The sequence below is a fragment of the Pseudomonas sp. EA_65y_Pfl2_P74 genome, from assembly GCF_963970575.1.
Taxonomy (GTDB): Bacteria; Pseudomonadota; Gammaproteobacteria; order Pseudomonadales; family Pseudomonadaceae; genus Aquipseudomonas; species Aquipseudomonas baetica_A.
On sequence record NZ_CAXAOQ010000010.1, the window covers coordinates 59,212 to 72,421 of the forward strand.

General features: G+C 57.6%; 16 protein-coding genes. 10 read left to right on the forward strand and 6 right to left on the reverse strand.

All coding sequences use genetic code 11. The annotated features are described in order from the left end of the window. The first annotated feature begins 220 nt into the window (after nucleotides 1-220). Nucleotides 221-529: a hypothetical protein gene (locus AACY18_RS10090; protein ID WP_339431274.1), complete on the forward strand. Its 309-nt coding sequence runs from the start codon at nucleotides 221-223 to the stop codon at nucleotides 527-529. 61 nt (nucleotides 530-590) lie between these two features. Here the strand turns inward: AACY18_RS10090 and AACY18_RS10095 are convergent, their stop codons facing one another. Beyond that, nucleotides 591-1,817: a molybdopterin molybdotransferase MoeA gene (locus AACY18_RS10095; protein WP_339464789.1), complete on the reverse strand. Its 1,227-nt coding sequence runs from the start codon at nucleotides 1,815-1,817 to the stop codon at nucleotides 591-593. After that, nucleotides 1,801-2,340, reverse strand: a complete 540-nt coding sequence (moaB, locus tag AACY18_RS10100; protein WP_339431221.1) for a molybdenum cofactor biosynthesis protein B — start codon at nucleotides 2,338-2,340, stop codon at nucleotides 1,801-1,803. Before moaB ends, AACY18_RS10095 begins: the two co-directional genes overlap by 17 nt. 81 nt (nucleotides 2,341-2,421) lie before the next feature. Here moaB and mobA point away from each other — a divergent pair, with 81 nt between their 5' ends. Both mobA and AACY18_RS10110 read left to right on the forward strand, forming a co-directional pair. Beyond that, nucleotides 2,422-3,024, forward strand: coding sequence for a molybdenum cofactor guanylyltransferase MobA (gene mobA, locus AACY18_RS10105; RefSeq protein ID WP_339464790.1), 603 nt, complete (start codon nucleotides 2,422-2,424; stop codon nucleotides 3,022-3,024). Nucleotides 3,025-3,102: 78 nt separating this feature from the next. Beyond that, the gene (locus AACY18_RS10110; protein ID WP_339431219.1) at nucleotides 3,103-3,324 is read left to right on the forward strand and encodes a YgdI/YgdR family lipoprotein; all 222 of its coding nucleotides are present in this window, start codon (nucleotides 3,103-3,105) and stop codon (nucleotides 3,322-3,324) included. A gap of 81 nt (nucleotides 3,325-3,405) precedes the next feature. Here AACY18_RS10110 and AACY18_RS10115 read toward each other — a convergent pair whose 3' ends face one another. From AACY18_RS10115 to AACY18_RS10125, 3 genes are all read right to left on the reverse strand, one after another. Further along, complete coding sequence (locus tag AACY18_RS10115; RefSeq protein WP_339464791.1) at nucleotides 3,406-4,296, reverse strand: pseudouridine synthase; 891 nt, start codon at nucleotides 4,294-4,296, stop codon at nucleotides 3,406-3,408. A gap of 71 nt (nucleotides 4,297-4,367) precedes the next feature. Further along, nucleotides 4,368-4,685, reverse strand: a complete 318-nt coding sequence (locus AACY18_RS10120) for a transcriptional regulator (protein WP_003226726.1) — start codon at nucleotides 4,683-4,685, stop codon at nucleotides 4,368-4,370. A 112-nt stretch (nucleotides 4,686-4,797) separates the two neighbouring features. Beyond that, complete coding sequence (locus AACY18_RS10125) at nucleotides 4,798-5,034, reverse strand: glutaredoxin family protein (protein ID WP_339431217.1); 237 nt, start codon at nucleotides 5,032-5,034, stop codon at nucleotides 4,798-4,800. A gap of 207 nt (nucleotides 5,035-5,241) precedes the next feature. Between AACY18_RS10125 and AACY18_RS10130 the strand changes: the two genes are divergently transcribed. Next, nucleotides 5,242-6,954: a cation:proton antiporter gene (locus AACY18_RS10130; protein ID WP_339464792.1), complete on the forward strand. Its 1,713-nt coding sequence runs from the start codon at nucleotides 5,242-5,244 to the stop codon at nucleotides 6,952-6,954. Here the strand turns inward: AACY18_RS10130 and AACY18_RS10135 are convergent. Further along, nucleotides 6,951-8,159: an ammonium transporter gene (locus tag AACY18_RS10135; protein ID WP_339464793.1), complete on the reverse strand. Its 1,209-nt coding sequence runs from the start codon at nucleotides 8,157-8,159 to the stop codon at nucleotides 6,951-6,953. The genes AACY18_RS10130 and AACY18_RS10135 overlap by 4 nt on opposite strands. Nucleotides 8,160-8,464: 305 nt before the next feature. Here AACY18_RS10135 and AACY18_RS10140 point away from each other — a divergent pair, with 305 nt between their 5' ends. From AACY18_RS10140 to AACY18_RS10165, 6 genes are all read left to right on the forward strand, one after another. Beyond that, nucleotides 8,465-8,779, forward strand: a complete 315-nt coding sequence (locus AACY18_RS10140) for a DUF883 family protein (RefSeq protein WP_339431214.1) — start codon at nucleotides 8,465-8,467, stop codon at nucleotides 8,777-8,779. A gap of 2 nt (nucleotides 8,780-8,781) precedes the next feature. Next, nucleotides 8,782-9,168, forward strand: a complete 387-nt coding sequence (locus AACY18_RS10145; protein WP_221729181.1) for a phage holin family protein — start codon at nucleotides 8,782-8,784, stop codon at nucleotides 9,166-9,168. Then, the gene (locus AACY18_RS10150) at nucleotides 9,165-9,503 is read left to right on the forward strand and encodes a hypothetical protein (protein WP_339464794.1); all 339 of its coding nucleotides are present in this window, start codon (nucleotides 9,165-9,167) and stop codon (nucleotides 9,501-9,503) included. Before AACY18_RS10145 ends, AACY18_RS10150 begins: the two co-directional genes overlap by 4 nt. A gap of 126 nt (nucleotides 9,504-9,629) precedes the next feature. Beyond that, a complete protein-coding gene (locus AACY18_RS10155; RefSeq protein ID WP_339464795.1) occupies nucleotides 9,630-10,793 on the forward strand; it encodes an EAL domain-containing protein in 1,164 nt (387 codons plus the stop codon). Nucleotides 10,794-10,863: 70 nt separating this feature from the next. After that, a complete protein-coding gene (locus tag AACY18_RS10160) occupies nucleotides 10,864-12,192 on the forward strand; it encodes a deoxyguanosinetriphosphate triphosphohydrolase (protein ID WP_339464796.1) in 1,329 nt (442 codons plus the stop codon). Nucleotides 12,193-12,576: 384 nt separating this feature from the next. Continuing rightward, nucleotides 12,577-13,203, forward strand: coding sequence for a response regulator transcription factor (locus AACY18_RS10165; RefSeq protein ID WP_103304761.1), 627 nt, complete (start codon nucleotides 12,577-12,579; stop codon nucleotides 13,201-13,203). Nucleotides 13,204-13,210 lie beyond the last annotated feature (7 nt).

The window sequence follows — 13,210 nt, forward strand, 5'->3', positions numbered from 1 at the left end:
GAAGCGTCCTACACAGCGGTACTTTTTCTTACGAAACATGCGGAATCGGCTCAATTGACCACACAGAACAGTTGGGTCACCGTGTGCCGGCGGTATCAATCATCAATCCGACAACACAAGGATGTGCATGTAATGAGTGGAAACTCCCCAAGGTTTTTTAATAGCTCGAAAGATGAAAAAGGTCGCTGGCGTACATTTGAAACAGCAAGTGGATATGTCCATGTCAAGCCATGAAGCCAGAATGCCAGTGAGTCCGGTTGCCCCTCTCGCCGAATGTCGCGCGAGTCACAAGTCCGATTTCAAAAGCAGCACCAAGACCACTGGAGAAACAGATATGGAACCTCGTGTGACCGAGTTGGAAACCCACCTCAAATACATTCGACGGGACATGGACGAAGTCCGAAGTGACGTCAGAACGATCAAACACCGTCTCGCCTACTCGGCGGGCGCAACAGCCGTAGTGCTGAGTCTGTTGGGTTGGGTGGCCAATAGCCGATTCGACCAGCTTGTTGCACTGATCAGCCATTGACCGAACGAAACATTGCAGGCGTCGACAGGATCAGTCGACGCCTGCATTTGCGAAGCAGGGTTCAGCCCAGGAGATCACTCAGCGGAATGAAGACGACCTCGTCTCCTTCGAGCAGAGTGCCCCCCTCCAATACTTCAACCAATCCGTCTGCCCACGCGGCGCTGCGCAACACACCTGAGCTCTGGTTACTGTAGATAGTCGCCCTCCCCTGTTCAAGACGCCCCCGCAAGTATTCACGCCGATTGCCGGCAACAGGCCAGACAAAGCCTGCTGGCACCTTGAACTTCAGGGGGCCGACATCCCGCACGCCTTGGCGCCTCATCAGGTAAGGCCGAGCCAGCAGCGCGAAAGTCACCAACGTCGAAGCCGGGTTACCGGGCAACCCGATAACGGGCACATTGCGGAAATGGCCAAATGTCAGCGGCTTTCCGGGCTTGATTGCCAGCTTCCAAAGGCCCAGTTCGCCCTCTTCTCGCAAAGCGACACCCAGAAAATCAGCCTCTCCCACCGAAACGCCTCCGGTGGAAAGAATCAGATCAACATCCTGCAACTCACCCAAGCGAGCGCGGGTGGCAGCCAGATCATCCGGAAGAATGCCTGCGTCGATCACTTCACAGCCCAGACGCTGTAACCAACTGCACAGCAGCACCCGATTACTGTTGTAGATCTGCCCTGGCCCCAGCGGTTGACCCGGCTCGACCAATTCGTCGCCAGTGGAAATCACCGCCACCCGAACCTTGCGCACAACCGTCAGACCGGCGCAGCCCAGCGAAGCAGCCAAACCTTGCTCAATCGGGCCAAGCCGGGTTCCGGCCGACAGGATCAACTCACCGACCGTTGTTTCCTGGCCTTGTGGGCGAATGTTCTGGCCGATCTTCATCGGTTCGATGAAGCGTACGGTTCCATCAGTCTGAACGTCAGCGTTTTCCTGCATTTCTACGCAATCAGCCCCAGACGGTACCGGCGCTCCCGTAAAGATGCGCGCACAGGTACCGGGTTTCAGAGCTTCGGGAGACTGCCCGGCAAACACCTTTTGACTGACTGGCAGAGGTTCGCCGGTCCAGTCGGCCAGGTTCAGGGCATATCCATCCATGGCGCTATTGGGCCAAGGTGGCAGATCGAGGAGCGAAATCAAATCTTCGGCCAGCACCCGACCTTCGACCAGCGCCAGTGGCAAATACTCATGCTCGACGATTGGCGAGGCTTCGGCCATATCCAGCAAACGCGCCAGCGCTTCCTCGACCGGCATCAGCGAGCCCGTCTTGCCCGGCTTACCCACGGGACTCACAAGGCATCGCCTTTTTCAGATGAGGCACGAAATTGCACGGGCGGTGGCGAGCGTCCAATTGCTCGCCAAGAATGCCATCCCAGCCCGTGCGCACGGCGTTGGTCGAACCCGGCAAGCAGCAAACCAGTGTGCCATTCGCCAGGCCGGCCAGCGCACGGGACTGCACGGTAGAGGTGCCGATATCGGCCACCGATATCTGCCGGAACAACTCGCCAAACCCATCCACTTGCTTGTCGAGCAAGCACGCCACGGCTTCTGGCGTGCTGTCACGCCCCGTGAAACCGGTGCCACCGGTGATCAGCACAACCTGCACGACATCATCGGCGATCCAGTGGGCGACTTGCGCTCGAATTTTGTAGAGGTCATCTTTAAGCAAGACACGCTCGGCCAGAACGTGGCCAGCTGCAGTCAAGCGGTCCACGAAGACCTGACCGGAGGTGTCGGTTTCCAGGGTTCGGGTATCGCTGACAGTCAGAACCGCAATATTGAGCGGCACGAAAGGTACATCAGCCTTGGCTTTCATAGGCTCGTCCAGTTGTAGGGGAAACAGCCCGGTGTTATATCACAGCGCCCCCTTTTTTTGCCGCCCCTCTGGAGAGCAGCCATGACCTTGAAGACGCAACTGCCGCCCTGCTCCATTCTCCTTCTGGCAGGCGGACGCGGCCAGCGCATGGGCGGTCAGGACAAAGGTCTGGTGGAGTGGAGGGGCGACCCGCTGATCGCACATTTGCAGCGCAAGACTCGCCCACTGACTGACGACCTGATCATCTCCTGCAATCGCAATCGCGAGCGTTATGCGCTGTTCGCCGATCAATTGGTGATCGATGACGAGAGCGACTTTCCAGGACCATTGGCGGGCATTCGTGCGGGCCTGAAATCCGCGCGCCATCCTCACCTGCTGGTATTGCCATGTGATGTTCCGAGTATCGACGCAGCGCTGCTGCACGACATGCGCGAAACCGCCAACCGGCATCCTGACAAACCTTTAATGTTGCGCCACGGCAAGCACTGGGAACCTTTGCTCTGCGTGATTCCGGCCGCCCTTTTACCGGCCTTCGAAGACGCCTGGAACGCCGGTGAACGCAGCCCCGGCCGAGTGATGCGCAGCTTGGGCGCCAATGCCCTGCAATGCCCCGACAACGACCCGCGACTGGCTAACCTGAACACCCCCGACCTGTTAAATTCACACAACACCGTGTCAGACTGACATTATCGAAGGAACTCTGACGTCTTGCGTACGTCTCAAGCTCAGTAACCAAAAGAATTCCCATTCGGAGACACACTAATGACTCAACGGACCCTCGCCACTTTCATGCTCGCACTGGGCCTCGCTACCCTCGCCGGTTGCTCCTCGCCTACAGTGATCACCTTGAATGACGGTCGCGAAATCCAGGCCGTCGACACCCCGCAATACGACGAAGATTCAGGTTTCTACGAGTTCAAACAGCTGGACGGTAAAGAAACTCGCATCAACAAGGATCAGGTTCGTACCGTTAAAGAGCTTTAAGCTCTACGTCGACAACGGATACAGAAAAGCCCGCATTTTCATGCGGGCTTTTTCATGGACACTCAAAAAGTGCGCACGGCGTCACCATTGCAGGGTGATATGACTCTCGAACTCGCGCTCCTCACCTGTTACCGGGTCGATAAAACGAAGTCCTTGCGCCAAGAGTTTCAGCGGATTGGCATAGTCGTCCTCAACGTCTTTCAGCGCATCCGGGTAAAACGGATCGTTGCAGATACTTGCCCCCAGCGCGGTCATGTGGACACGCAGTTGATGCTTCTTGCCGGTCACTGGATACAGGCCGTAGCGCCAGAGATTGCCATTCTTCTCCCGAACCTCGACAGCCGTTTCAGTGTTACTGACTCCCGGCCCCTCCTGCATGCGGAAAAACGGTTCCCCCTCGATCAGGCGGCTCTTATGCACCAACGGGAAGCTCAGTTCGGGCAAGGCAGGGGCAATGGCTTCGTAGCGTTTGTCGATCTGCCGCGTCGGAAATAGCGACTGATACGCCGAGCGGGTTTGTGGATTGGCAGAAAAAATCACCAGCCCCGCCGTATGCCGGTCGATACGGTGCAATGGCACCAGATGGGGATTATCCAGACGCCGGATCAGCCGGCGCAGCAAGGTCTGCTCGACATACTCGCCGGCCGGCGTGACAGGCAGGAAGTGAGGTTTGTCAGCCACCACCAAGTGCTCATCGGCATAGAGAATCGACTCGACCACCGGGATCGGCTTTTCGTCCGGCACCTCGCGAAAGTAGTGAATCCGCAAGCCTTCCTTGTAGGGCAGGTCCACCGCTATTGGCTGCCCCTGACCATCGAGTACCCGCCCCCGGGCGATTCGGTCCAGCCATTGCTCGCGACCAATGGCACTGAAGTGCTCGCACAGACAATCGAGTACGGTCGGCCACTTACCGGGTGGCAGATAAAGCGTGCTGGCCTGATTTTGCGCAGCAGAGAATGTTGATGTGGACATACGAAAATTCGGACCCTCAATGCAGGCTGGCATTATCCCGCAATGAGAGAAGCGAACCTAGCGCAGAATCCTCAGGCGGGAATCGACTTGAGTGCCGCCGCCTCGGTGAACTCCTTGAGCCAGCGCAACACATCGACAGCCTCCCAGCGACCCGGGTCATACAAGGCATAGAGCAAACCCTGATAGCCAACCACATCCAATTGCTTGTGGTAACCGGCGCGCTGAAACAGGGCTTCGATCTCGGCAAAACACGTGTTGAAATGCAATTTGTTGAATGGCGTCTTGCCTTCCGTGACCAGTCCGTCAAGGCGCAATTCGAGAACGGCCTCGCGCACCACGTCAACCGACATCCGGTTCACGCTGTTCTTCAACTGTTCGACATTGACCACGGTTCGTCCCTCTGACCCAATTACTGTATGCCCATACAGTAACCGAATAAACCGTGAAGTGCCAAGGGATGGATTCGCATCGGCGACCAGCGGGATAATCCGGTAAAGCTCCTCAACCAAGGAACGCCGCGACCTCATCGGCACTGAACGGCCAGCCCAGTTCCGCACCGGTGTCGACTCGGCGCAGCACCGGAATCCGCAGGCTATAGGCCTCAAACCAGCGCTCGTCCTCAGCGATATCCACCAGTTCGACAAGCAGGCCGTGCTCGACAAAAGGCATCAATTGGGCTTCAGCGACTTCACACAAATGACACCCCAGGGTGCCGAACAACTGACATTCAGGAGGCATGGTTGCTCAACCAAAATTTAATGAATTTATTCTAGGCCTCCCCTGGAAACCCGTCGAGCCACCACCGCCCAAAGGCTTCAGCGCCTCTTTGGCGTTTCCCTCGCAAAACCCTGACTCATATCAGTTCACGCAATAACCAATTACGCGATGCTTCCGCTCTTTTTGCCTCTACGCTTGAGAAGCCAGAGCCTGACATCGGAGTGCCTAGTGTTTGCCAACCTGCTGATCATCCTCGCCTCGTCCCTCGTGGTGATTGCCCTGTTCCGTCGTCTGCGGCTACCGCCGGTGCTGGGTTACCTGTGCGTGGGGCTGCTGGTCGGGCCGAGCGCATTCGACTGGGTCAACGAGAGTGAACACCTGCCAGACGTGGCCGAACTGGGCGTCGTGTTTCTGCTGTTTTCGCTGGGCCTGGAGTTTTCCCTGTCGAAGATGATCGCGTTGCGCCAGGTGGTGTTTCGCCTGGGCAGCCAGCAGGTGCTTATCAGCGCAGCGCTGCTGGGGCTGCTGCTGATGCTGCTGGGCATGCCGATGACTCCAGCGCTGTTGCTCGGCGCCGGACTGTCATTGTCGTCCACGGCGATCGTGACCAAAGAGCTGGGCAGCCTCGGCGAGGTATTCAGCAGTCATGGCCAGAATGCCATTGGCGTTTTACTGTTTCAGGATGTTGTCGCCGTTTTGCTGCTGACGCTGGTGCCGGTGTTCGCCGGCAGCAGCGATCAAGCATGGTATTGGGCATTGCCGCTGACCCTGGCGAAAACCGGGGTGCTGTTTGTCGGCCTGCTGTTCGCCAGTCGCTGGTTGTTGCCTCGGCTGTTCCATGAAGTGGCTGCTTCACGCTCGGCAGAGTTGTTTGTGCTGTTGGCGCTGGTAATTGTGCTACTGACTGCATGGCTGACTCACCTGCTGGGTCTGTCCCCTGCACTTGGCGCCTTCCTCGCCGGCATGCTGCTGGGTGAAAGCCACTACCGGCATCAGATCGAGGCTGATATCCGGCCCTTTCGCGACATTCTGCTCGGGGTATTTTTCGTCAGCATCGGCATGCTGATCGATCTGCAATTGTTCGTCAGCCACAGCCTGTTGATTCTCGGCCTCACACTCGGATTGATGGTCATCAAGGGCATCGTTGTGGCGCTTCTGGTGAAGTGGCGCGGCAGTGACAGTGAAACCGCCTGGCGCAGCGGTCTGGCCCTGGCACAGGGCGGCGAATTCTGTTTCGCGCTGATGGCGCAGATGCAACAAAACAGCATGATGCCCGACGAATTGGGGGCGCTGCTGCTCGCGGCAACCTTCTGCTCGATGCTACTGACACCATTGTTGCTGCGGGCAGCTCCACGCATCGCTGCGACCCTGCATCGCAAACCCAACCAGGAAGCACAGATCGAGGAGATCAGCGCGCTCAACGCCGAACTCGACAAGCATGTGGTTATTTGTGGATACGGCCGCGTCGGCCAATCGATCGGCCGCTTCATGTGCAATGCGAAGCAACCCTACATTGCTCTGGATAACGACCCGGTGCGGGTACAGGAAGCTGCATCCGGAGAAAGTGACGTGCATTATGGCGATTGCTCACGCGCAGATCTCCTGACTGCCGTCGGCCTGCTTCGCGCAAGGCTGCTGGTGATTGCGGTGGATCAGAGCGATGTCGCCCTGCGCATCCTCAAGGAAGCCCGCCGGCTCAACGCACATGTACCGATTCTGGTGCGCACCCGCGACGACAGTCAATGGGCCGAATTGAAAGCCGCCGGCGCCACCGAAGTGGTGCCGGAACTGTTGGAATCGAGCCTGATGCTGGCCTCGCACGCCTTGATCATGCTCGGTTTGCCGGCGCATCAGGTACAGGAAAAAGTCGATCTGGTACGCATTGATCGCTATCGCCTGCTGCACGGTTTTTACCCCGGTGCCGATCATGAGGAAACTTAGTCCTGACTCACCGCGCCGATCTTGTGCAATGACAGGTCGGCGCCGTAATACTCTTGTTCCTGACTCAGGCGCAGCCCATGCAACGCCTTGATCACACCGTACACGGCGAAACCACCGATCAGCGCCACCGCAACGCCGAGCGCCGAGCCAATCAATTGGCTGATCAGACTCACGCCACCGAGACCGCCGAGCGCTGTCTGGCCGAAAATCCCGCAGGCAATCCCACCCCAGACGCCGCACAAACCGTGCAATGGCCACACTCCCAACACATCGTCGATGCGCCATTTGACCTGCGCAGCGGTAAAGCACCAGACAAACAGTGCACCGGCAATGGCCCCGGTTATCAGCGCACCGACCGGATGCATCAGATCAGAGCCTGCGCAGATCGCCACCAACCCGGCCAACGGGCCGTTATGCAGAAAACCCGGGTCATTGCGTCCGACGATCAATGCCGTCATGGTGCCACCGACCATCGCCATCAACGAATTGACAGCCACCAGACCACTGACCCCTTGCAGCGTTTGCGCGCTCATCACGTTAAAGCCGAACCAGCCAACAATCAGGATCCACGAGCCCAAGGCCAGAAACGGGATGCTCGATGGCGCGAAGGCCACCAGACGTCCTTCGCGATAACGCCCATTACGCGGGCCGAGCAGCAACACCGCCGCCATTGCCAGCCAGCCGCCCATGGCATGTACCACCACAGAACCGGCAAAGTCATGGAACGCCGCACCGAACCGCGCCGTCAGCCAGGCTTGCAGGCCATAGTTGCCGTTCCAGACCATGCCCTCGAAAAACGGATAGATGAACGCCACGATCAGCGCCGTAGCGCACAATTGCGGAACAAAGCGTGCTCGCTCGGCAATGCCGCCGGAAATGATTGCCGGGATCGCCGCCGCAAAAGTCAGCAGGAAGAAAAACTTCACCAGCCCATAACCATGATCGGCGCTCAACACCGCCGCCGGTTGCATGAAGGTCACGCCGTAGGAAATCCAATAACCTATAAAGAAATAGGCCAGGGTCGAGACGGCGAAATCGCTGAGAATTTTCGACAATGCGTTGACCTGGTTTTTCTGGCGGACCGTACCGACCTCCAGAAAAGCGAAACCGGCGTGCATTGCCAGCACCATCACCGCACCGATCAGAATGAACAACGTATTGGAGCTGTGAACCAGCGTGTCCACAGCGCTTTGCAGATTTTCCATAAAGAGGCAGACCTGAGGGCTTAAAAAGGCACCAAAGCAGTTCGTGCGGGCATTTCATGCACCAAGTTGCGACCAAACTGTCATGTACCCCAGGGGCCGATGAACCACTTTGGCGCACGAGGTCGATGTCCTGACACGAACATGGATTGTTTGAGTTAAGGTTTTCCTGATTGCGTGCCCAGCAACCGCGCACGACAGCCGGGCGACGCACCACGACACAGCAAAAGTTGTACCAGTCATTTGTACTGAACCTTCGCGCAAGGCTCATACTCGAACGATTCAGACGCCACCTACGGAGATCCACCATGGCTAGCATCAAGGCAAAGACTGCTCAAGAAATCCTGATCAACGACTTCCAGACATTAGTCGCCGACACCGAACGTTTGCTCGAGCACACCGCCAGTCTGGCAGGCGATCAGGCCGATGAACTGCGTGATCAGATCCACGACAGTCTGCTGCGTGCAAGGGAAACCCTGAAACTGACCGAAGACACTCTGCGTGATCGTGGTCAGGCCGCTGTCACTGCCACCGAAGATTACGTGTCGGCCAACCCTTGGCAGTCCGTTGGTATCGCGGCAGGCGTCGGCTTCCTGATCGGCCTGCTGGCCACTCGGCGCTGATCATGTCGATCGGTGAATCCGGCCCGACTGCGGGCACCGCCTCCTCCACGCGGCGTTTGGGCGCTGCCGTCCTTGGCTTGTTGCACAGTCATGTCGAGCTGTTCGGCATCGAATTGCAAGAGCAGAAAGCACGCACCGTCAGCCTGTTGCTCTTTGCAGGCCTAGCGTTGGTGTTTGCCCTGCTGTTGCTGGTCGGTTTATCGACATTGGTGTTGATTGTGTTCTGGGACACCTACCGTCTCCCGGCGATCATCGGCCTGTGCGTGTTCTACACCCTGGCGGCGATCTTCTGTGGGTTGCGCCTCAAGGCTGCGATCTTCGATGAATCCTCGCCCTTCCACGGCACGCTCGAAGAGCTGGCCAATGACCGGGAGCGCCTGCTGCCATGAGCCTGCATGAACTTCCACAGAACAGCTCACGCCGGGAAATGCGCAAAGCGCTTATCCGCCTTCGCATGGAAATGCACCGGCAGGAAATCCGCCATGAAGCGGGTCAGGTGATGCAGCCCCTGCAGCGGATGCGCGGCATGACACAAAACCTGCAGGGTGGCTTGGGCATCAAGCACGCGCCGCTGTGGGGCGTGGCGGCTGTCACACTGCTGGGCTTTATTACCGGCAAAGGCGCGAAAAGCGGCGGCGTCGGGGGGCTGACCCGATTGATTCGTCTGGGCACCTGCCTTGGGCCGCTGATCAAACTGGTCATGCAGGGTTCTGGCAAACGCTGAACGGACGCATCTGGCTACATTCTTGCAATAGCCGCGAGATGAACCTCCTGTATCCGGAGGTTCAATCCTCTCGCGCCTACCCGGTCGACGGGGTCCAGCCAGAACAAGAACGACTAAGGAGGCCCCGTGATCGACGGGCAACCGCTCGCCTGCTTTCAGCCTTTCATCGACACGGCCACCGGACGCATAGCAGGCGTCGAAGCGTTAGGACGCCTGCGTCAGGCTGACGGTCAACTGACCTCGGTCGGGCCATTGTTCGCCGACAGCCGCACGCCTGCCATCGCACTGCGCCGCCTTGATCGGCAGATTCGTGACAACGCCCTGAGTCGCTTGCATGAAGCTCCGGCTGACTGGTTTCTCAGCCTGAACATGTCGCCGCGCTGGATCAGTCGACTGCGCTCCGATCAAGCGCTACCCAGCCTTAAACAACTGGCACGACATGATGTTGATCCGCAACGTATCGTGTTCGAAATCACCGAATTGGGGGGCAATGGTGAGCGCCTTGCCGAAGTGGTCGCGCGTTATCGCCAGGCCGGTGCGCGAATTGCCATCGATGACTTTGGCGCCGGTTATTCGCAACTTGATCGAGTACTGGCGTTGCAACCGGATATCCTCAAACTCGACATGCGTTTATTTCAGGCCGCCGCCCTAGGCGGCCCGAGCAGTGATGTGGTGAAAGCGCTTGCACAAATGGCCGAGAAAACCGGCTGCTGGATCATCGCCGAAGGTGTCGAGACCGAAGCCCAACTGAATTTCGCCCTTGAGTGCGGTTCCCGTTACGTGCAGGGTTTTCTGTTCGCCCGGGCCCAGGAAGCCTTCTATCCGACAGACGCTTTTGTGCAGCGTTTTGCCGAGCTACGCCAGCGGTACGTTCATCAGAAACTCGCCGAACGCGCACGGTTGATGCAGATGCGCAAGCAACTCAGTGAATTGATGGCAATCCTGCAACACTGGGCTCAGGCTCACGCGCCACTCAGTGCATTGCCACAACTGGAAGCCTTCCCATGGCTGCTGCGGTTTTATCAATGCGACCGTCATGGCACGCAACTGACCCCCAATCTGGAATGGCGCAACAACGGCTGGGTCGCTGATAACCGGTATCTGGGGCACAACTGGTCATGGCGCCCGTACTTCTACCATTTACTCGCCGAAGGCTGGGAGGAGCGGCGCCTGACCCTCTCCAACACCTACCGCGACGCTACCAGCAACCAGTATTGCCTGACGGCCGGACAGTTTTTCGACAACGGCGAACGGTTACTGTTGATCGACATCGATGCGGCGGGGCTGTAGTTCCGCTTGCAGGTGCCGCCGTGAACCGGGAAGCTAGGGCAATTCAGTCACCAGACGGAGAGAATCAGCCTTGGATTGGCACACCCTGCTCAACCGCGAACGCCTCGGAAAGCCCCTGCACAGCCCGCAAGAGCTCGGCCGCAGCCCTTTCCATAAAGACCATGACCGCATCATTTTCTCCGGCGCCTTCCGCCGCCTGGGTCGCAAGACCCAAGTGCATCCGGTGTCGAGCAACGATCACATCCACACGCGCCTGACCCATTCACTGGAAGTCAGTTGCGTCGGCCGCTCGTTGGGCATGCGCGTCGGAGAAACCCTGCGCAATGCCCTTCCCGATTGGTGTGATCCCGCCGACCTGGGGATGGTCGTGCAATCGGCTTGTCTGGCTCACGACATCGGCAACCCGCCATTCGGCCATTCAGGTGAAGATGCCATTCGCCACTGGTTTCAACAGGCGGCCGGGCGTGGCTGGCTTGATGGCATGAGTGAAGCCGAACGCGCCGATTTCCTCAATTTCGAAGGCAATGCCCAGGGTTTCCGGGTGCTCACGCAGCTTGAGTACCATCAGTTCGACGGCGGCACCCGCCTGACCTACGCCACGCTTGGCACGTATCTGAAATACCCGTGGACAGCCCGTCACGCTGACTCCCTGGGATACAAAAAACACAAATTCGGTTGCTATCAGAGCGAGTTGCCGCTGCTCGAACAGATCGCTCAAAAGCTCGGACTGCCGCAACTGGAAGACCAGCGCTGGGCGCGCCATCCGTTGGTGTACCTGATGGAAGCCGCCGACGACATCTGCTATGCCCTGATCGACCTCGAGGACGGTCTTGAGATGGAGTTGCTGGAATACGCCGAAGTCGAATCGCTGCTGCTCGGACTGGTGGGTGATGATCTGCCGGAAACCTATCGTCAGCTTGGCCCGCAGGATTCGCGTCGACGCAAACTGGCAATCCTGCGTGGCAAGGCCATCGAGCATTTGACCAACGCGGCGGCGCGGGCCTTTGTCGAGCAACAGGACGCACTGCTCGCCGGCACGTTGCACGGCGATCTGGTCGAGCACATGCACGGCCCGACCAAGCGCTGTGTATTGAACGCCAAGGACATTGCCCGCAAGAAGATCTTTCAGGACAAACGCAAAACCCTGCACGAAATCGGCGCCTACACGACGCTGGAGATTCTGCTCAACTCGTTCTGCGGCGCCGCACTGGAACAACACAACGGGCGCACACCGTCGTTCAAGAGTCGACGTATTCTCGATTTGCTGGGCAATAACGCACCGGATCCGCAAGGTTCGTTGCACACGTCATTTTTACGCATGATCGATTTCATTGCCGGCATGACCGACAGCTACGCCAGCGACATGGCGCTGGAAATGACCGGTCGCTCCAGTCGCTGATTCAGCCTCATTCGGTCGGCATTTAGCCGACCGAATGTCGGGCAATCACTTTCTCTGCTCAATCCCTTATGACACGGGCACACTCAGCAGTTTTATGGCGCGACGTAACGGCAAAACAAACAAAAACAAACAAGCGACGAACCAGCACACTTAAACACCTATAAAAAACCATTAACAACCAACACTTGTAAAACATTCAAGCCGAACTATAAGCCACTGCATTCCCTGTACATCCTTACGCCAAACCTAGTTCGACCGTAGTACCTTTCCTCATTAATTGTAGGAATAATCCGATATCGCGACTGAAGCCAAGTCAGTTCATGCGAGCCTTCATCTATCTGGGCTAAGGTGCGCGCTTTATTGGTGCTTGTATGGGATTTGATTATGAACTCCGTTTTTATTGTCGACGATCACCCGGTCATCCGTCTCGCCGTTCGCATGCTGCTGGAACATGAAGGTTATAAGGTTGTCGGAGAGACCGATAATGGGGTCGATGCCATGCAGATGGTGCGAGAGTGCATGCCCGACCTGATCATTCTCGACATCAGCATCCCAAAACTCGACGGCCTGGAGGTACTGGCGCGATTCAACGCCATGAGTTCTCCGTTGAAAACCCTGGTACTGACCGCGCAATGCCCGACTTTATTCGGAATTCGCTGCATGCAATCCGGTGCGTCGGGCTATGTATGTAAACAGGAAGACCTGAGCGAGTTGGTGAGTGCTATAAAGGCGGTACTTTCCGGTTACAACTATTTCCCCAGCCAAGCGTTGAACCCGGTTCGCAGCGACGATATTCGTTATACAGAACTGGAACTCTTCAAGTCCGTCAACGATCGCGAGTTGATGGTATTGCAACTGTTTGCCCAAGGGCGCACCAACAAGGAAATAGCCAAAGGCATGTTTCTCAGCAATAAAACCGTCAGCACCTACAAAAAACGCCTTATGCAGAAACTCAAAGCCAAATCCCTTGTAGAGCTTATCGAGATGGCCAAACGTAACGCACTCGTGTGAGAGCCAG